The organism is Pseudooceanicola algae, from assembly GCF_003590145.2.
GTDB classification, from domain to species: Bacteria; Pseudomonadota; Alphaproteobacteria; order Rhodobacterales; family Rhodobacteraceae; genus Pseudooceanicola; species Pseudooceanicola algae.
The window spans coordinates 3,224,530-3,242,557 of the sequence record NZ_CP060436.1; the positions used below are offsets into that span (position 1 = coordinate 3,224,530).

General features: G+C 65.7%; 15 protein-coding genes. 12 read left to right on the plus strand and 3 right to left on the minus strand.

All coding sequences use genetic code 11. The annotated features are described in order from the left end of the window. The first annotated feature begins 93 nt into the window (after positions 1–93). The 9 genes from PSAL_RS15090 (at position 94) to PSAL_RS15130 (ending at position 11,925) form a co-directional block, all read left to right on the plus strand. Complete coding sequence (locus tag PSAL_RS15090; protein ID WP_119839454.1) at positions 94–1,392, plus strand: acetylornithine deacetylase/succinyl-diaminopimelate desuccinylase family protein; 1,299 nt, start codon at positions 94–96, stop codon at positions 1,390–1,392. Positions 1,393–1,531: 139 nt separating this feature from the next. Beyond that, complete coding sequence (locus PSAL_RS15095) at positions 1,532–3,031, plus strand: ABC transporter substrate-binding protein (RefSeq protein WP_119839455.1); 1,500 nt, start codon at positions 1,532–1,534, stop codon at positions 3,029–3,031. A gap of 278 nt (positions 3,032–3,309) precedes the next feature. Further along, on the plus strand, positions 3,310–4,257 hold the full coding sequence (locus PSAL_RS15100) for an ABC transporter permease (protein ID WP_119839386.1): 948 nt from the start codon (positions 3,310–3,312) through the stop codon (positions 4,255–4,257). Further along, positions 4,254–5,096, plus strand: coding sequence for an ABC transporter permease (locus PSAL_RS15105; RefSeq protein WP_231388537.1), 843 nt, complete (start codon positions 4,254–4,256; stop codon positions 5,094–5,096). Before PSAL_RS15100 ends, PSAL_RS15105 begins: the two co-directional genes overlap by 4 nt. Continuing rightward, positions 5,093–6,682, plus strand: coding sequence for an ABC transporter ATP-binding protein (locus PSAL_RS15110; protein ID WP_119839387.1), 1,590 nt, complete (start codon positions 5,093–5,095; stop codon positions 6,680–6,682). Before PSAL_RS15105 ends, PSAL_RS15110 begins: the two co-directional genes overlap by 4 nt. 34 nt (positions 6,683–6,716) lie before the next feature. Beyond that, entirely contained in the window at positions 6,717–8,165 is a 1,449-nt protein-coding gene (locus PSAL_RS15115; protein WP_119839388.1) for an aldehyde dehydrogenase family protein, read from the plus strand. A gap of 42 nt (positions 8,166–8,207) precedes the next feature. Next, a complete protein-coding gene (locus PSAL_RS15120) occupies positions 8,208–8,945 on the plus strand; it encodes a glucose 1-dehydrogenase (RefSeq protein ID WP_119839457.1) in 738 nt (245 codons plus the stop codon). Between the two features lie 148 nt (positions 8,946–9,093). Then, a complete protein-coding gene (locus PSAL_RS15125) occupies positions 9,094–10,116 on the plus strand; it encodes an aspartate-semialdehyde dehydrogenase (protein ID WP_119839389.1) in 1,023 nt (340 codons plus the stop codon). A gap of 171 nt (positions 10,117–10,287) precedes the next feature. Beyond that, a complete protein-coding gene (locus tag PSAL_RS15130; protein WP_196222796.1) occupies positions 10,288–11,925 on the plus strand; it encodes a DUF4139 domain-containing protein in 1,638 nt (545 codons plus the stop codon). Positions 11,926–11,971: 46 nt separating this feature from the next. On the opposite strand, the gene PSAL_RS15135 is transcribed toward PSAL_RS15130, so the two are convergent. Beyond that, positions 11,972–12,622, minus strand: a complete 651-nt coding sequence (locus PSAL_RS15135; protein WP_119839391.1) for a carbonic anhydrase — start codon at positions 12,620–12,622, stop codon at positions 11,972–11,974. A 333-nt stretch (positions 12,623–12,955) separates the two neighbouring features. Here PSAL_RS15135 and PSAL_RS15140 point away from each other — a divergent pair, with 333 nt between their 5' ends. The 3 genes from PSAL_RS15140 to PSAL_RS15150 all read left to right on the plus strand — a co-directional run bounded on the left by PSAL_RS15140 (position 12,956) and on the right by PSAL_RS15150 (position 15,688). Continuing rightward, a complete protein-coding gene (locus tag PSAL_RS15140; RefSeq protein WP_119839458.1) occupies positions 12,956–13,336 on the plus strand; it encodes a hypothetical protein in 381 nt (126 codons plus the stop codon). A 91-nt stretch (positions 13,337–13,427) separates the two neighbouring features. After that, complete coding sequence (locus PSAL_RS15145; RefSeq protein WP_119839392.1) at positions 13,428–14,831, plus strand: leucyl aminopeptidase family protein; 1,404 nt, start codon at positions 13,428–13,430, stop codon at positions 14,829–14,831. Continuing rightward, entirely contained in the window at positions 14,828–15,688 is an 861-nt protein-coding gene (locus PSAL_RS15150) for a C40 family peptidase (RefSeq protein ID WP_119839393.1), read from the plus strand. The genes PSAL_RS15145 and PSAL_RS15150 overlap by 4 nt, the downstream gene beginning before the upstream one ends. A 138-nt stretch (positions 15,689–15,826) precedes the next feature. Here PSAL_RS15150 and PSAL_RS15155 read toward each other — a convergent pair whose 3' ends face one another. Both PSAL_RS15155 and PSAL_RS15160 read right to left on the minus strand, forming a co-directional pair. Continuing rightward, positions 15,827–16,168: a DUF2794 domain-containing protein gene (locus PSAL_RS15155; RefSeq protein ID WP_119839394.1), complete on the minus strand. Its 342-nt coding sequence runs from the start codon at positions 16,166–16,168 to the stop codon at positions 15,827–15,829. A gap of 115 nt (positions 16,169–16,283) precedes the next feature. Next, the gene (locus PSAL_RS15160; RefSeq protein WP_119839395.1) at positions 16,284–17,984 is read right to left on the minus strand and encodes a Y-family DNA polymerase; all 1,701 of its coding nucleotides are present in this window, start codon (positions 17,982–17,984) and stop codon (positions 16,284–16,286) included. Between the last annotated feature and the right edge of the window lie 44 nt (positions 17,985–18,028).

An 18,028-nucleotide genomic window follows, 5' to 3' on the forward strand; every position in this document is an offset into this window, starting at 1 on the left:
CATACGGTATTGAGACCGTAGCCCCTGCGCGCGCAGCGTGAAAGCATGAATGACCATGGTTCCAGCCCCGACTCCGATCAGCCCGATCCCGATATGCACGATTTCAAGGTGCGTGACCTGTTGCGCGCGGAACTGGCGGACCGGCGCGACGATCTGATCGCCCTGACACAGGCGCTGATCCGCATCCCGACGCTCAATCCGCCGGGCGTTCATTACCGCGAGATCTGCGAATTTCTCGACAAACGGCTCAGCGCATCCGGTTTCGAGACCCAGTTGATCCGCGCGATCGGCGCCCATGGCGATACCGACCGCTATCCGCGCTGGAACATCGTCGCGCGCCGGGACGGCCCGCGAAGCGGCGATTGCGTTCATTTCAATTCCCACACCGACGTGGTCGAGGTCGGGCGCGGCTGGACCCGCGATCCCTTTGGTGGCGAGGTCGCGGATGGCAAGATCTACGGCCGTGGCGCCTGTGACATGAAGGGCGGACTTGCCGCCTCCATCGTCGCGGCCGAGGCCTTTTTGGCTGTCGTGCCCGACTGGGCCGGCGCGATCGAGATTTCCGGCACCGTGGACGAGGAATCCGGCGGCTATGCCGGGGTCGCCTACCTGGCGGAGAAGAGCTTTTTCGACAAGGTTCAGCACGTTATCATCCCCGAACCGCTGAACCCGGACCGGATCTGCCTTGGCCACCGCGGCGTCTGGTGGGCCGAGATCGAGACCTTCGGCGAGATCGCTCATGGCTCCATGCCCTTCCTCGGTGATTGCGCCGTGCGCCACATGGGCGCGGTGCTGCACGAGATGGAAGAGAACCTGTTCCCCGCCCTGCACGCGAAGACGACCGAAATGCCGGTGGTCCCCGAAGGCGCGCGCCATTCGACGCTGAACATCAATTCGCTGCACGGCGGTCTGCCGGAACCGGGCGAGGACGAGACCGGTTTCCCTTCGGCCTGCGTGCCCGACTCTGCGCGCATGGTGATCGACCGCCGCTACCTGATCGAGGAAGACCCCGAAGAGGTGAAGGCCGAGATCCGCGCCATGCTGGAACGGGTGAAATCCCAGCGCGAGAATTTCACCTACGAGTTGCGCGAGATGTGGGGCGTGACCCCGACCATGACCAGGAAGGAAGCGCCGGTGGTCCAATCCATCGCCCGCGCCATTCGCCAGACCTATGGTCGCGACCCCGAATATGTCGTTTCGCCGGGGACCTATGATCAGAAACACATCGCCCGCATCGGCAAGCTGCACAATTGCATCGCTTATGGACCGGGAATCCTCGATCTGGCGCATAAGCCGGATGAATACATCGGGATCGACGACATGCTGCAATCGGCCGAAGTCATGGCTCTGTCGCTGGTCGAATTGCTGACGGCCGGCAAGGCGCCGACCTGAGGTGAAAAAGACCGTGCCGCCGACTGGACCTTGTGCGGGATTGCACGGAAGATGCGACCGATCAGGGATGCGGCCGGGACAAAACGAACGGGCCGGACGCACGACATGGGAAAACCATGCGGACAACAGGGAGACCAAGATGAACGATAAATTCACCAAGGCGGCGCGGATTTCGGTTCTGGCTCTTGGCGCGGCTCTGGCGGCCACCGCCGGACATGCTCAGGGCAAGATGGACCTGACCTACGGGCTGCAACTGGAACCGCCGCATCTCGACCCGACATCGGATGCCGCCGGGGCCATCGACCAGGTGCTCTATTCCAACGTTCTGGAAGGGCTGACGCGTTTCGGGCCCGACGGCTCGGTCAATCCGGGTCTGGCGCGCAGCTGGGATGTCTCCGACGACGGTCTGACCTATACCTTCCATTTGGCCGAGGGCGTGACCTTCCACGATGGCACCGATTTCGATGCCGAGGACGTGAAGTTCACGTTGGATCGCGCGCGGGCCGAGGACAGCACCAATGCGCAGAAACCGCTGTTCGCAGGGATTTCCGAGGTCGCGGTGATCGACCCGCTGACCGTCGTGGTGACGCTGTCGGCGCCGGACGGCGCTTTCCCGTTCAAGATGGCCTGGGGTGATGCGGTGATCGTCGCGCCCGAAAGCATCGACCAGATCAAGACCCATCCCGTGGGCACCGGCGCCTTCACCTTCGCCAGCCGCATCCAGGGCGATTCCATCGAGTTGGACAGATACGCGGAGTACTGGGGCGAACCGGCCCTGCTGGACGAGGTGACGTTCAAGTTCATCTCCGACCCTTCGGCGGCCTTTGCGTCCGTCATGGCCGGCGACGTGGATGTCTTTGCGGCCTTCCCGGCGCCGGAGAACCTGCCGCAATTCGACGCGGATCCGCGGTTCAAGGTGCTGATCGGCTCGACCGAAGGCGAAACGATCCTCGCCATGAATAACGCGCGCGAACCCTTCTCCGACAAACGGGTCCGCGAAGCTGTCGCCCATGCGATCAACCGTCAGGACATCATCGACGGGGCCATGTTCGGGTATGGCACGCCGATCGGCACCCATTTTGCGCCTCATAACCCTGATTACGTCGACCTGACCGACATGTCGGATTACGATCCCGAGAAATCCAGGGCCCTGCTGGAAGAAGCGGGTGTCACCCTGCCTCTGAAGGTCAAGATGACCCTGCCGCCGCCCTCCTACGCGCGCCGGGGAGGCGAGATCGTGGCGGCCCAACTGCGCGCCGTCGGGATCGAGCCGCAGATCGAGAATGTCGAATGGGCGCAGTGGCTGGAATCCACCTTCCGCAATGCGCATGATTTCGACCTGACCATCATCAGCCACACCGAGCCGATGGATATCAACATCTACGCCAACCCCGATTACTACTTTGGCTATGACAATGCGGACTTCCGCCAGGTGCTCGCCGATCTCGACGTCGAAAGCGATCCCGACACCCGATCCGACCTGCTGAAACAGGCCCAGACCACCATCGCCGAAGACTACGTCAACGGCTACCTGTTCCAGCTTCCGCTGCACACGGTTGCCAACCGGGCGGTAGAGGGCCTTTGGGTCAATGCCCCGACCCAGGCGGCCGACGTGACTGGCGTATATTGGGACGAATGAAGCATTAACCCCGCCGGTCCTTCCGGGCACCGGCGGGCCCTATCGATCAGCCGGGCCTCCTTCCCCACACGGCAGATGCCTCCGGCGGGGATATTTGAAACAGGGAAACGAACAGACGTGCGCCTGACCGGTCTTGTCCCGCCTTTTCAATTGTGTCCGGACCGACATGTTTCCCTGTCGGAAATATCCCGGGGAAGAGCGGCAGTGCGCGCAGCGGAGTGCCGCTCTGGGGCAGAGCCCCTGCTTGTGATGCATCCAGGCGGGGCAATGGCCTTCTGATGCTGCACTATGTTCTGAAACGGCTTCTGTCGCTCGTGGTGAGCCTTTTCGTGGCCTCAATCGTGATCTTCGCGGTGATCGAGGTCATGCCGGGGGATCCGGCGCAGGTGATGCTTGGGGTGAATGCCCAAGAGGATACCCTGGCTGCCTTGCGCGAAGAGCTTGGGATGACCGAGGCGCCGGTGACCCGATATCTGCAATGGGCCGGCGGGTTGCTGCAGGGGGATTTTGGCATCTCCTATTCCTACCGAATTCCGGTGGCCGAGATGATTTCGGATCGCTTGCAGGTTTCCTTGCCGCTGGCGCTCTTTGCCCTCAGCCTGACCGTGGCGATTGCCATTCCGGTCGGGGTCTGGGCGGCCTCGCGGCGCGGAAGTGCTGTTGATCTCGGCGTTATGGGGGTCACCCAACTGGGGGTGGCCCTGCCAAACTTCTGGTTCGCCATGTTGATGGTGCTGGTCTTCTCGGTGAACCTGCGCTGGTTTTCCGCCGGCGGGTTTGCGGGATGGGACGAGGGCTTTTTTGCCGCGATGAAAAGCCTGACCTTGCCCGCCATTGCGCTGGCCCTGCCGCAGGCTTCGATCCTGGCGCGGGTCATGCGCTCGGCCCTTCTGGACACGCTGGCAGAGGATTTCATCCGCACCGCCCGCGCGAAGGGGCTGACGCGGCGCCAGGCGTTGTGGCGCCATGCCTTGCGCAATGCGATGATCCCGGTGCTGACCATCATCGGCTTGCAGTTCTCCTTCCTGCTGGCCGGGGGCATCATCATCGAGAACGTCTTCTACCTGCCCGGACTCGGGCGGCTGATCTTTCAGGCGATTTCGGCGCGGGATCTGATTGTCGTGGAAAGCGTCGTCATGCTTCTGGTCTTCGCAGTGATCCTGGTGAATTTCCTGGTCGAGGTGGCCTATGCGCTGATTGACCCGCGGCTGAGGAACGCACGATGACCGGGACTTTGCAGATGGCGCTGCGGTCGCGCGGGCTGATCCTTGGCGGGCTCTTGGCCGGGGTCTTTCTGGTTGCCGCGCTGATCAGTTTTGTCTGGGTGCCCTACGATGTCGCCACCCTTGATATCGCCAACAAGATCAAGCCGCCAAGTGCCACGCATTGGCTGGGCACCGATCTGTTCGGGCGCGATATCCTGTCGATGATCATGGTCGGCGCGCGGACCTCTATCGCCGTGGCGGTGCTGGCGGTCGGCATCGGCATGGGGCTGGGGGTTCCGCTTGGCCTTTGGGCGGCGGCGCGGCGCGGCAGCTTGCTGGACGAGCTCATCATGCGGGGCAACGATCTGGTCTTTGCCTTTCCCGCCCTGCTGATCGCGGTAATGATCACTGCCATCCTGGGCCCTTCGGCGACAAATGCGATCATCGCCATCGGAATCTTCAACATCCCGGTCTTTGCCCGCCTGTCCCGGTCCGGAGCGTTGTCGCTGTGGCAGCGCGATTTCGTGCTGGCCGCGCGGGTTGCGGGCAAGGGAGCGGGGCGGATCAGCCGTGAACATATCCTGCCCAATATTCTCAACATGCTGATCGTTCAGGGCACGATCCAGTTCTCGCTGGGGGTGCTGGCGGAAGCCGGGCTCAGCTATGTTGGTCTGGGCGCGCAGCCGCCCGTGCCCTCCTGGGGGCGGATGCTGGCGGACAGCCAGACCTTCATCACCTTTGCCCCGCACATGGCGCTGTTCCCCGGTCTGGCCATCCTGCTGACCGTGCTGGGGCTGAACCTGATGGGCGACGGGCTGCGCGACCTGCTGGATCCGAAACTGCGGCGGGGCCGGGAATGACTTTGCTCGATATCGACAGCCTGTCCCTGCGCATCCATGGGCAGGAGATCCTGCACGAGGTCAGCCTGCAGGTCGCGGCGGGAGAGATCCTTGGCGTGATCGGTGAAAGCGGCTCGGGCAAGTCCATGACGGCCTTTGCAGCCATGCAACTGCTGCCTGAAGGCGCGGCAGCATCGGGGCGCATCACCCTTGACGGCAACCAGATGCTGGACCTGCCCGAAGCCCGGCTTTGCGCGCTGCGCGGTCGCGCGGTCGGCATGGTCTTTCAGGAACCGATGACGGCGCTGAACCCGCTTCAGACCATCGGCGACCAGGTGGCCGAGACCATCCGCATCCACGAAAGGACCTCGCGCCGGCAGGCCCTGGCGCTGGCACGGGCTGCGCTGGAACGGGTCGAGCTTCCTGCTGATCTGTTCCCGTTGTCGCGCTATCCGCATGAACTTTCGGGCGGGCAGCGGCAGCGGGTGGTGATCGCCATGGCCATCGCCCTGCGTCCGCGTCTGCTGATCGCGGACGAGCCGACCACGGCGCTGGACGTGACCACTCAGGCGCAGATCCTGGCGCTGCTGACGCGGCTGGTGCGCGAAGATGGCATGGGCCTTATGATGATCTCGCATGACCTTGCGGTGGTCGCGGGCATGGCCGACCGCATTGCCATCATGCAGAAGGGCCGCGTGGTCGAACAGGGGCCGGCAGTGACGCTGTTCCAGACCATGCAGCATCCTTATTCCCGCGCGCTGCTGGCCGCCTCGACCCATGCCCCCGAGATCGTGCCGCATGGCAGCGACACCCCCCTGCTGGAGGTGCGCGATGTCCACCGCAGCTATCCCATGCCCCGCCGCAGCCTGTTGGGTCCGCGGCCCGCGTTTCAGGCCGTGCGGGGGGTCTCCCTGACACTGAAGGCCGGGGAAAGCCTTGGGCTGGTGGGGGAGTCGGGCTGCGGAAAATCGACCCTGACGCGGGCGATTCTGGGGCTGGAACAGGTGCAGGCGGGCACGATCCGCCTGGGCGGAGAACCGGTCTTTACCGGAGACAAGCCCAATCCGGCGGTGCGCCGGCGCATGCAGGTCGTCTTTCAGGACCCCTACGGCAGCTTCAACCCCCGGCACCGCGTTGCCCGGCTGGTCAGCGAACCCTTCCACCTGGCCGAGACCCCGCCCAGGGGGGCCGCGCTGGAGGCTGCCATTGCCGAGGCGCTGGAGGCGGTTGGCCTGCGCGCCGCGGACAAGTCGAAATACATCCACGAATTTTCCGGCGGTCAGCGTCAGCGGATCGCCATTGCCCGTGCGCTTATCACCCGGCCGGATCTGATCCTGCTGGACGAGGCGGTCAGCGCGCTCGACGTGCAGGTGCGCGCCCAGATCCTTGATCTGCTGGCCGATCTTTCGGGGCGCTACGGGCTGAGCTACCTTTTCATCTCGCATGATCTTTCGGTCGTGCGGTCGATCACGGACCGGGTTCTGGTGATGCAGAACGGACTTATCGTGGAAGAGGGCAAGACGGGGGATGTGCTGGAACACCCGCAGCATCCCTATACGCAGAAACTGGTCGCCGCCGCGCCCCGGCTCCCTGAAGGGGTCGCCTGAGCCGGTCGGCAATCTGGTCCGGGGAGGGACAAATATGCAGGAATTGTGGTTCGATCCGTCGCGTTGCCTGATCGGCGGCGCCTGGGTGGCACCGGCGGGCGGCGGCACGCTGCCGCTTTACGACCCTTCGACGGGCGAGGAAATCGGCGCGATCGCCCGTGGCCGCGCCGAGGATATCGATGCCGCCGTCACGGCGGCGCGGATGGCCTTCGATGGCGGCTGGAGCCGGGTTCCGGCAGCCGAACGCGGGCGCATCCTGATGCGTCTGGGCCAGTTGGTGCAGGAAAGGGTCGAGGCCCTTGCCATGATCGAGGCCCGCGATGTCGGCAAGCCGCTGAAACAGGCGCGCGCCGATGCGGTGGCCCTGGCGCGGTATCTGGAATTCTACGGCGGGGCGGCGGACAAGCTGCTGGGCGAAACCATTCCCTATCTCGACGGCTACACCGTTTACACCCTGCGCGAACCGCATGGGGTCACGGGGCATATCGTGCCCTGGAACTACCCGATGCAGATCATCGGACGTTCGGTCGGGGCGGCACTGGCGGCGGGGAACTGCTGCGTGCTGAAACCGGCCGAGGATGCCTGCCTGACGGCGCTGGCCTTTGCCGATCTGGCCCGCGACGCCGGCCTGCCAGATGGCGTGCTGAATGTCGTGCCGGGCCTTGGCGCCGAAGCGGGCGCGGCCCTGTCGGCCCATCCCGGTGTGCAGCACCTCAGCTTTACCGGTTCGGTCGCCACGGGCGCGGCGGTGCAGACGGCAGCAGCGGCCAACGTGGTGCCGGTGACGCTGGAACTGGGGGGCAAGTCGCCCCAGCTGGTCTTTGGCGATGCGGATCTGGACGCGGCGCTGCCGTTCCTTGTCGGGGCCGGTATCCAGAACGCGGGGCAGACCTGCTCGGCCGCGTCGCGCATCCTTGTCGAGGCGTCGCGTTATGACGAGGTCGTCGAACGCATGGCCGCCCGCTATGCCGCGCTGCGGGTCGGGCCGGCGGTGTCGGATCTGGACGTCGGCCCGCTGATCTCGGCCCGCCAGAAGAGCCTTGTGGAGGGCTGGATGGCACAGGGCGCGGACCTTGAGGTTGCCGGGCAGGCGCGCCTTGAGGACGATCTGCCCGACGGCGGCTATTACGTGGCGCCGACGCTTTTTGCCGGGGTTTCAGGCGATCACACCCTTGCCCGGTCCGAGATCTTCGGGCCCGTTCAGGTGATCATCCCCTTCGATAGCGAAGAACAGGCCGTCGCCCTGGCCAATGGCACCGACTACGGTCTTGTCGCTTCGGTCTGGAGCGCCGAGGGCGCGCGCCAGATGCGCCTGGCGCGGTCGCTGAAGGCGGGACAGGTGTTCCTGAACAATTACGGCGCCGGGGGCGGTGTCGAACTGCCCTTCGGGGGCGTCGGAAAATCGGGCCACGGCCGCGAAAAGGGGTTCGAGGCGCTTTACGGGTTTACCGCGCTCAAGACTGTCGCGGCCTTCCATGGGTAGGGTTTTCACAAGAATGCGGATCAGAAGGGGGGAGGCATGACAATGCGTCTGAAGGACAAGGTGGCGGTGGTGACCGGCGCGGCACAGGGCTTTGGCGAAGGGATCGCGCGGCGGTTCGCGGAAGAAGGCGCAAAGGTGCTGGTGGTCGATCTGCAGGGCGACAAGGCCGATGCGGTGGCCGCCCAGATCGGTGGCATCGGCATGGGCGTCAACGTGGCCAGCCGGGACGCGCTGGAGGCGATGTTCGACCGCGCCGAGGCCGAGTTGGGGCCGGTTGATATCCTCGTGAACAACGCCGGAGTGACGCATCTGCCGCAACCGATGCAGGACGTGACCGAGGAGGACTTTGACCGGATCTTCGCGGTCAACATGAAGGCGATCTTCCATGCCGCACAGCTTCTGGTACCGCGCATGGCCGAACGGGGGGGCGCTGTGATCAATGTCTCGTCCACTGCCGCGATTTCTCCGCGGCCGAACCTGACATGGTACAATGCCTCGAAGGGGTGGGTGAACACGGTGACGCAATCCATGGCGGTGGAACTGGCGCCGAAGGGCATCCGCGTGAACGCGATCTGCCCGGTAGCCGGGGAAACGCCGCTGCTGCAAAGCTTCATGGGGCAGGACACGCCCGAAGTCCGGGCGAAATTCCTGTCCACCATCCCGATCGGGCGGTTCACCACGCCGCAGGACATCGGCGATGCGGCGGTCTTCCTGGCTTCGCCGGAGTCGGGGATGGTCACCGGCCTGTGCATGACCGTGGATGGCGGGCGCTGCATCTGACCTGAAAACGGGGGGCAGCGTGGCGGAAACCCCGTCCGCTGCCCCCATTCCATCACCCGCCTTGATATCGCGTATCACCGCAATACCCTTTCAACCCGTTGCCTCATGCGGTATGGACCCGCGTCCTGATTGAAAGGAGTCATTCATTATGGGCTATAAAGTCGTCGTCGCCGGAGCCACGGGCAATGTGGGCCGCGAAATGCTGAACATCCTGGCCGAGCGCCACTTCCCCGTGGACGAGATCGCCGTGCTCGCATCCCGGAAGTCGCTGGGGACCGAAGTCAGCTTTGGCGACAAGACCCTGAAGACCCAGGATCTGGACACCTTCGATTTCACCGGCTGGGATATCGCGCTCTTTGCGGTCGGCTCCGGCCCGACAAAGAAATACGCCCCCAAGGCCGCGGCCTCGGGCTGTGTCGTGATCGACAACAGTTCTCTCTACCGCTACGATCCGGATGTGCCGCTGGTCGTGCCGGAAGTGAACCCGGATGCCGTGCTGGGTTATGCCAAGAAGAACATCATAGCCAACCCGAATTGTTCGACCGCGCAGATGGTTGTGGCGCTGAAGCCGCTGCATGACCGCGCGAAGATCAAGCGCGTCGTGGTTTCGACCTACCAGTCGGTTTCCGGTTCGGGCAAGGCAGGCATCGATACGCTTTGGGATGAAACCAAGGCGATCTACAACCCGACCGACAACTACAGCTCGGATGTCTATCCCAAGCAGATCGCCTTCAACGTGATTCCGCATATCGACGTCTTCCTCGAAGACGGTTCGACCAAGGAAGAATGGAAGATGGTCGCCGAGACCAAGAAGATCATCGACAAGAACATCAAGGTCACCGCGACCTGCGTTCGCGTGCCGGTCTTCGTCGGGCATTCCGAAGCCATCAACATCGAGTTCGAGGACTTCCTCGACGAAGCCGAAGCCCGCGACATCCTGCGCGAAGCGCCGGGTTGCATGGTGATCGACAAGCGCGAAGACGGCGGCTACGTCACCCCGATCGAATGCGTCGGCGATTTCGCCACCTTCATCAGCCGGATCCGCCAGGATTCGACGCTGGATAACGGGCTGAACATCTGGGTCGTCTCGGACAACCTGCGCAAGGGCGCGGCCCTGAACGCGGTTCAGATCGCCGAGACCCTAGGCGCGAAAGTGCTGAAGAAGGGCTGAGGTCGCTGTCAGTGCCGGACCTGCTAAAGGGCGTCCCCTCGGGGGCGCCCTTTTCGCATGGCGCGGGGGCCTGAATGCGCCGGGCAGGCGGTCTCGCGCCAGTTGCACGGAACTGTCATTGGCAGGCGGGGCGTTCCATGCCCATCATGGCCCAAAGTCGCGAGGAGAGACATGAAAGCCCCCATTTCCCAGATCCGCCTTGTACCCGGCGCTGCCCTCGGCGCGCTGGTCCTTGCCTTCCCAGGCCTTGCCTGGGCCGAAGATTTCACCCTGCGGTCGGCCATCACCTCGGTCACGCTGTTTCCCGATGCGGCGACGGTCCGGCGCGCGGTCAGCTATGATCTTCCGGCGGGGGATCACCGTCTGATCCTGACCGATGTGCCGATGATCGACCCCTCGGGCCTGCGCGTCAGCGGCAGCGCCGGGGTGCTGGGCGCGGTGGCCTACCGCGATGATTTCGTCCCGCCCCGCAACGCCGAGGACAGCGCCGCCATCACCGCCGCCCGCGACCGGATCGCCGCGCTGGAGGCGCAGATCGAGGGGGTGCAGGATCGCGCCCGTGCCGAGGACCTGCAGGCCGAGGCCGCGATGGCCCGCGTTGATTTCCTGTCTCGCATGGCCACCGGCGACACGCCGCAGGATCCTGCGGCCCTGCGCGATTTGCTGGCGCTTGTCTCCGACGAAGGGCTGAAAGCCCGGCAAGAGGCCGAAGCCGCCCGGCAGCGCGCCCGCACCATCCGCGAAGAGATCGACCCGCTGGAAACGGACCTGGACCTTGCGCGCACGGCCCTCGCTGCCCTGCAGACCGAAGACCCCGACCGCGCCTGGCTGACGGTCGAGATCCACGCCGATGCCCCCATTTCGGGTCAGCTTGGCCTCTCCTACCTGACCGGCGGCGCCGGCTGGCAACCGGCCTATGATTTCAACCTCTCTACAGATGACGAGGCCCCGGCGCTGAGCGTTACCCGCGCCGCCCAGATCACCCAATCGACGGGCGAGGACTGGTCCGACGTCACCCTGCACCTGTCCACCGCGCGGCCTTCGGGGCAGACCGAACCGGGCGAGCTTTGGCCGACGCCGCTGCGGATCGGGGATCCGGGGCCTGCGCCGATGCCTCTGCAACGGCTGAACACGGCCAAGGCCGGGGCGCTGATGGACGAAGCCTTTGTCGCCGCACCCGTGGCCGACAACGGCATAACCATGACCTATGAATTCCCCCGTGCGGTCAGCGTCGCCTCTGGGGCCGATGCGCTGCGTCTGGACATGGGGCAGAAGGATCTGACCCCTGATCTCTATGCCCGCGCGGTGCCGATGCTGGATGATATTGCCTATCTGGTGGCCGGTTTCCGCAATGACACGGGCGAGGCCCTTCTGCCCACCAATGCCGCGCAGTTCTTCGTCGATGGCACCTATGCGGGTCGCCGCACGATCCCTCTGTTGCCGGCAGGAGAGGACGCGGATTGGTCCTTTGGCCCGCTGGACGGGCTGCGCCTGTCGCGGGTGGTCGAGGATCGCAGCGAAGGCGACGAAGGCCTTCTGCGCCGTTCGGGCAAGCTGAACGAAACCGTGACACTGCGCCTGCGCAACCTGACCGACCGGGCCTGGCCGGTACGCCTGATGGATCAGGTGCCCTATTCCGAACAGCAGGACCTTACCATCAACTGGCAGGCAGATCCGATGCCGGGGGTAACTGACCCCGACGGCAGGCGCGGGCTGCTGGAATGGCACTTCGACCTGGCCCCCGAGGCCGAGCGCGACGTGACGCTAAGCTACGAGGCAAGCTGGCCGGCGGACAAGGTCCTGCAATAGGGGGATCAGCCGGGGGCGCTGGCCTGCAGTCGCCCCCGGCACGCCGTCAGATGGGTCGGAAGGCGTTCTGCGCCGGCAGGAACTGCTCCACCGTGCCATTGCCGATATCGTGCCACAGACCGTGCAGCGACAGGTTCTCGGCATCGACCTGCGAGGCCACGAAAGGGAAGGTCATCAGGTTTTCCAGCGATACCAGCACCGCCTCGCGTTCCAGCGCGGCGCGTTGCGCGTCGTAACCGTCCAGATCCTTGACCCGTTCGTAGCCGGGGCGCAGCAGATCCATCCAGCGCCCGACGAAAGAGCTTTTCTCTTCCAGTTCCGGCGCGCGGCCGGAACACATGTCCAGACAGCCCTGCACGCCGCCACAGGCGGAATGGCCCATCACCACCACATGCGCCACCTTCAAGGCGGTCACCGCGTATTCCAGCGCCGCCGAGGTGCCGTGCTGCTGGCCGTCTGGCAGGTAAGGCGGCACAAGATTGGCGATATTGCGGTGAATGAAGAATTCCCCCTGATCGGCACCAAAGATGCCGGTGACATGCACACGGCTGTCACAACAGGAAATGATCATCGTCTTGGGGCGCTGGCCTTCGTCCGCCAGGCGGCGATACCAGGCCTTGTTTTCCATATAGGAGGTCGCTCTCCAGCCATGGTAGCGCTGGACCAGAAGACTGGGAAGAGGTTTGGCCTTGTCCATCGGGGGCTCCGCGATTTGTTCATGCCTCGGGACGTTATAGTCTTCTGCGACGCGCGGCGAAATGCGAAAAGCGCGGCACGGGGGTTCCCGTGATAACCTGCGGTGAAATCGGGCCTTTCTCGGGCTTCGCTCCCCTTCAGTAGCCGGCATGGGGCCGTTGATTGGCGCCCGACCCGGCGGGCCTTGCTGAAAATCCAAGGCAAATCCACGGAAAAACTGCCCCAAATGCCACCGGTTTTTCCGCCCCCTGGAAGCCGCGGGGCAAGGATTTGGGAACTTCACGGCGCCAATATGCTTCTGCCGTGGGGGCATTGGAATAAGGGTGTGGAAACATTGGAACATGTGTTGGTTCTTGTTCAGCAGGAAGCCGTGAGGCTCGATCCCGACCGGCTGGAGGCGCTATACTTTCAGCTTGGCGAAGCGGGCGCAGAGGACGTGCTGTGCCGCGCCATGGAAGAGATCGCCCTGCGTCTGGGTCATACGGAGCGGTTGTTTCGTCAGGGCCGTCGCGCCGAGATGCGCAAATCATCGCGTAGTTTGGTCGCTATGGCCGAGCAGATCGGAATGAACGCCCTGGCCCGCGTGGCGCAGGATGTGACGCAATGTATCGACGACGACGATTTCGTCGCCCTGGCGGCCACCCTTGCCCGGCTCCTGCGCGTCGGAGAACAATCGCTGACGGCCGTCTGGGACCTGCAGGGCGTGCACCTTTAAGGCTGCCACGCGGCGGCGCGGGTGCAATCCCCCTTGCAGCGCGGGCAGGCGGGACTAGGCTGGGGTCAACAGCCCTTGCAAGAGATTTTCCATGGACCGCTCCAACGCCCTGACCTTCGCCTCTGATACCTCAGCGGGTTTGCCGCTGCATGTCATCGAATCCTCGGCTTTGGAGGGCTTTCTGGAAGGTCAGGACGCGGCTGCCGTCACCTGGATCCGTGCCAGCGGCTTTGCCGGCGCGCTGTCGCAGTCCTGCCTTGTGCCGGGACCGGACGGTGCTCCGGCAATGGCGCTGGTGGGATATGGCGATGCGGGCAAACGCGCGCGGGGCCGGTTCTGGCTGGCGGCCGCAGCCGGCGCCTTGCCCGCCGGAACTTACCGGATCGCCTCTGGTCTGCCTGCTGAGGCGGCCGAGATTGAATCCCTCGGCTGGCTGCTTTCCGGTTACCGTTTCTCGCGTTACCGCGACCAAGGCCGCTTCGGCGCGGAATTGGTTGCGCCCGACGGCGTGAACGCCGCCCGCGTCGAGGCCCTTGCCGCGGGCGAGGTACTGACCCGCGACCTGATCAACACCCCGGCCAGCGACATGGGCCCGGCGGATCTGGAAGCCGCCGCACGCACCCTGTCCGAAGATTTCGGCGCCCAGATCTCGGTCCTCGAAGGCGATGCGCTGTTGGAGGGGAACTATCCGATGATCCACGCGGTCGGTCGGGCGGCGGGACCGGGTCGCGCGCCGCGCCTGATCGATATGCGCTGGGGCGACAGCGGTCCGGCGCTGACCCTGGTGGGCAAGGGGGTCTGCTTTGACACCGGGGGGCTGAATATCAAGCCGGGGGCCTCCATGGGCCTGATGAAAAAGGACATGGGCGGCGCGGCGACGGTGCTGGGCCTGGCGCAGGTCATCATGGCGCGCGACCTGCCGGTGCGCCTGCGGGTGCTGATCCCGGCGGTGGAAAACGCGATCGACGGCGATGCCTTCCGCCCGGGCGACATCCTGACGGCGCGCAACGGTCTTACGGTCGAGATCAACAATACCGACGCCGAAGGCCGCCTGGTCCTGGCCGATGCCCTGGCGCTCGGGGCCGAGGAAACGCCCGACATGATGGTCTCTTTCGCCACGCTCACCGGCGCGGCACGGGTGGCGGTCGGCCCCGATCTGGCCCCCTTCTACAGCGACGATCCGGACGTCGCCGGCGCGCTGTCGATGGCCGGAGACCTGGCCGCCGACCCGGTCTGGCGCATGCCTTTCCATGACCCTTACGAGGCGATGATCGAACCGGGCATTGCCGATCTCGACAACGCGCCGAAGGGCGGCTTTGCGGGGTCGATCACTGCCGCGCTCTTCCTGCGCCGTTTTGCCGGGACGGGGTCGCGCTATACCCATTTCGACATCTACGGCTGGTCGCCGACAGACAAGCCGGGGCGCAGCAAGGGCGGGGCCGGGCAAGGCGCCCGCGCGCTGTTCTCCGCGCTGCCGGGGCTGCTGGGACTATGACCTCCCCGGACCGCCGCCGCTGGCCGGCGAATGCCCGCGTGGCCGCCGCGCGTCTGAAGGACCAAATCGCCGAAATGTCTGGCGCCGCGCCCGAATTCACGGCCGGCCAAAGCGACAGTATCGTTATCCCGGTGGCAGACCTCTGCCGCACCCCGGATGGCGCCCGCGACCGTCAACTTCTGCTCGGCGCGGCGCTGACCGTCTACGAAATCCATCAGGGCTGGGCCTTTGTGGAAGCTCACACCGATGGCTACACCGGCTATGTCGCGCAAACCGCGCTGACAGGTGCCAGCCTGTCGCCCAGCCACCTGCTCACGGCCCGCTCCAGCCAGATCTACAGCTCGCCGGATCTCAAAAGCCCGGACATCGCGGCGCTTTCAATGGGATCCCGCATCGCCGTCACGGACTGGCAGGGCGATTTCGCGCAAACTCACCAGGGTTGGATCCCGCGGCAACACCTGTCCCCGCTGGCCAATTCGCCCGTCACCGACCCGGTCACGCTTGCCGAAACGCTCCTCGGTACGCCCTACCTCTGGGGGGGCAATTCGGCCTTCGGCATCGATTGTTCGGGCCTCGTGCAGCTACCGCTGCAAATGCTGGGCCGGGCCTGCCCCGGTGACAGCGACATGCAGGCGCGCGAACTGGGCCATGACCTCGCCCCCGACGCCCCCCTGCGCCGCGGAGACCTGATCTTCTGGAAGGGCCATGTGGCCTGGGTCGTGGCGCAGGACCTGATCCTGCACGCCAATGCCGGATCGATGAGCGTCGCCCACGAAGGCCTCGCGGCCGCCATTGAACGTATCGAAGCGGCCGGCGACGGGCTGGTCACCGCCCGCCGCCGCCTTGATCCCAGCTGATCGTTTCCCTGTTCGAAATATCCCGGGGGAACGCCCACTGACCGCATCGAGCGGTCGGTGGGCGTGGGGGCGGAGCCCCCGCCGCTCCACCGGTGACCGTCTCTCCGGTAGCCGATGGTGTGATCCCGCGTTCAGCGCCTAGTCCACCGCCCGAATCAGCTTGCGTTCCAGCACCCGGAGCACGGTTTTCAGGTCATGCCCGCGGCGCATCACCTGTCCGTCCATGCTGACCACCGCGTACATGCCTTGCTTGTTGCGCAGCTTCGGGCGCTTCTCGATCCGGTAGAGCGGATATTCTGCCGTGCGCCGGAAGATCGAAAACACGGCCATGTCCGACAGGCTGGAAATGCCATAATCGCGCCATTCGCCCGCGGCGACCATCCTGCCGTACAGGGACAGGATCACGTTGAGTTCGGTGCGGTGGAACGCCACCTGCACCGCAGAGGATCCGGGACCCGGAGGCGTGGATTGCAGCGTCATGGCAAAATCCTGCGCCCAGCCTCGACCGAAATCAAGGGTGATTTCCGTCGCATTGGTCAGGCTCTCCCGCTTCCGGCCGCTTTGCCGCCCCGATGCGCAGGCCTGCCCCCTGTCATCACGCGAACCGCCCCTGGCAGAACCACCCGCCCGAGACGGCACCCCCATGGGCATAGAACAGCCAGAGCCGCTCTGCGCTGACGGTCAACACCAGCCAGTAATCCCGCGTGCCGGACCGCCACAGCGGATCCTCCAGCCACCATTCCGGCGCGATGCGTTCCCGCTCTCCGGCGCCACAAGCCTGCAACACGCGCCCTCGCCAGCGGAACCGTGCAGGGGGCGCGCGGGGGAAATCGGGCTGCGGGCCAAGCGGTGTAACCATCTCGGGCCGGAACAGGCGCAGGGGGCGCAGCTTGCCCGGGCCGGTCCATTCGGGCGCGGCTTCGGACCAGGCCGCGGCCAGCGTCTGAGCGGTCTTTTCGGGGATATGCGAGGCGACGGGGTGCTGCCGGGTGATCGCCTCCATCCCCAGGCGCGCGCCAAGACGGGCCATCAGGTCTTCTCTTGCCAGGAACGGATCGCGCAGGGCCGGACCATTGCCGCCGCCATCCGCGCCGGTCAGGCCGGGGTGACCGGGGGGCGCGGCGCGGGACGGGTCTTCGATCTGGGCGGCGACAAGGCGCAGCATGTCGATGCCGAAGCCGGCCTCGATTTCAGCCAGTTTCATCGCCAGAAGGGGGCGGATGCGGTCGGGCTCGGCGGCGGGACGGGCAAGGCCGGCGGCGACCCATTGCATGCTGCCGTCGCTGCGCCAGGCCTCCAGCCGGATCAGCCGGGGGACCTTGCCGGAACTGCGCAGCATGTCGCACAGCCGGGGCAACATCCGGTCGATCCCGGCCAGCAGGTCGGCCTCCAGCCCGATCGGGTCGGGCAGGGTCAGACGCACGGAAAAGGCCGGCCGGTGGCGCTCGGGGGAAACCGGTTCATGGACATGGCCAAGCGCCTGATCCAGCCGCCGGATTAACGGCTGGCCAAAGCGCCGGGCCAGGGGCGCACGTGGCTGGCCGATCAGATCGCCGATGCGGCGCAGGCCGACGCGGCTCAGCGCTTCGACCAGGTCGGGGCCGATGCGCAGGGCGGCCAGCGGCAGCGGCGCCAGCACGTCATACCCGTGCCCGGCCGGTTGAATCCGCTGCGCTGCCTCGGGCGGTGGCGCGGTGGGCGGACGCGCCCCGCCGCGTTCCCATTGCCGTTTGCGCGCCGCCCGCGACCGGGTGGCGCGGGCCTCGATATCGACCGCATCGCCGCCGTGGCCTTCGGGGCGCAGCGCGGCCCCATCGCGCCCGGCATAGCGCGACATCGCCCAGGCCGCACCCGGCGTATCCGCGATGGCCGCGCGCAGCGTGATCCCCAGTCGCGCGCAATCGGCTTCGACCTGTTCCAGCAGCGCGACTTCGCCGCCGAAAAGATGGGCGCAGCCGGTGATGTCCAGCATCAGCCCGTCGCCCCCGCTTTCCCCCACCCAGGGAGAGAACCGGCCGGCCCAGCGGCCCAGCACGGCGAGCTGATTCGTCTCGGCCGGGACATGGCGGGACCGGGTCACCAGATCGGGATACATCGCCAGCGCATCGGGCAGCGGCATCCCCAGCCGCAGCCCCCGCGCCTCGGCGGCGGCGGACAAGCTGCTGATGATCTGAAGATTTCCGCGCTGCTCCACCACCGCCAGGGGCAGATCCTGCGCCGCCCCCATGCGCCGCAATACGCGATCCGCCCCGAGACGGGGAAACCAGAGCGAAAGAATGCGGCTTGGACGGGGCATCGGAGCGATCTGAAAAGGGGGCAGGCATGTTCTCTTTATGTTCT

Bases quoted from the DNA above. Each gene is read 5' to 3' on its own strand.
- PSAL_RS15090 (WP_119839454.1), top strand. From the start codon at position 94: ATGCACGATTTCAAGGTGCGTGACCTGTTGCGCGCGGAACTGGCGGAC.
- PSAL_RS15105 (WP_231388537.1), top strand. From the start codon at position 4,254: ATGACCGGGACTTTGCAGATGGCGCTGCGGTCGCGCGGGCTGATCCTT.
- PSAL_RS15145 (WP_119839392.1), top strand. From the start codon at position 13,428: ATGGACCGCTCCAACGCCCTGACCTTCGCCTCTGATACCTCAGCGGGT.
- PSAL_RS15100 (WP_119839386.1), top strand. From the start codon at position 3,310: ATGCTGCACTATGTTCTGAAACGGCTTCTGTCGCTCGTGGTGAGCCTT.
- PSAL_RS15135 (WP_119839391.1), bottom strand. From the start codon at position 12,622: ATGGACAAGGCCAAACCTCTTCCCAGTCTTCTGGTCCAGCGCTACCAT.
- PSAL_RS15110 (WP_119839387.1), top strand. From the start codon at position 5,093: ATGACTTTGCTCGATATCGACAGCCTGTCCCTGCGCATCCATGGGCAG.
- PSAL_RS15115 (WP_119839388.1), top strand. From the start codon at position 6,717: ATGCAGGAATTGTGGTTCGATCCGTCGCGTTGCCTGATCGGCGGCGCC.
- PSAL_RS15130 (WP_196222796.1), top strand. From the start codon at position 10,288: ATGAAAGCCCCCATTTCCCAGATCCGCCTTGTACCCGGCGCTGCCCTC.
- PSAL_RS15095 (WP_119839455.1), top strand. From the start codon at position 1,532: ATGAACGATAAATTCACCAAGGCGGCGCGGATTTCGGTTCTGGCTCTT.
- PSAL_RS15155 (WP_119839394.1), bottom strand. From the start codon at position 16,168: ATGACGCTGCAATCCACGCCTCCGGGTCCCGGATCCTCTGCGGTGCAG.
- PSAL_RS15160 (WP_119839395.1), bottom strand. From the start codon at position 17,984: ATGCCCCGTCCAAGCCGCATTCTTTCGCTCTGGTTTCCCCGTCTCGGG.
- PSAL_RS15125 (WP_119839389.1), top strand. From the start codon at position 9,094: ATGGGCTATAAAGTCGTCGTCGCCGGAGCCACGGGCAATGTGGGCCGC.
- PSAL_RS15120 (WP_119839457.1), top strand. From the start codon at position 8,208: ATGCGTCTGAAGGACAAGGTGGCGGTGGTGACCGGCGCGGCACAGGGC.
- PSAL_RS15150 (WP_119839393.1), top strand. From the start codon at position 14,828: ATGACCTCCCCGGACCGCCGCCGCTGGCCGGCGAATGCCCGCGTGGCC.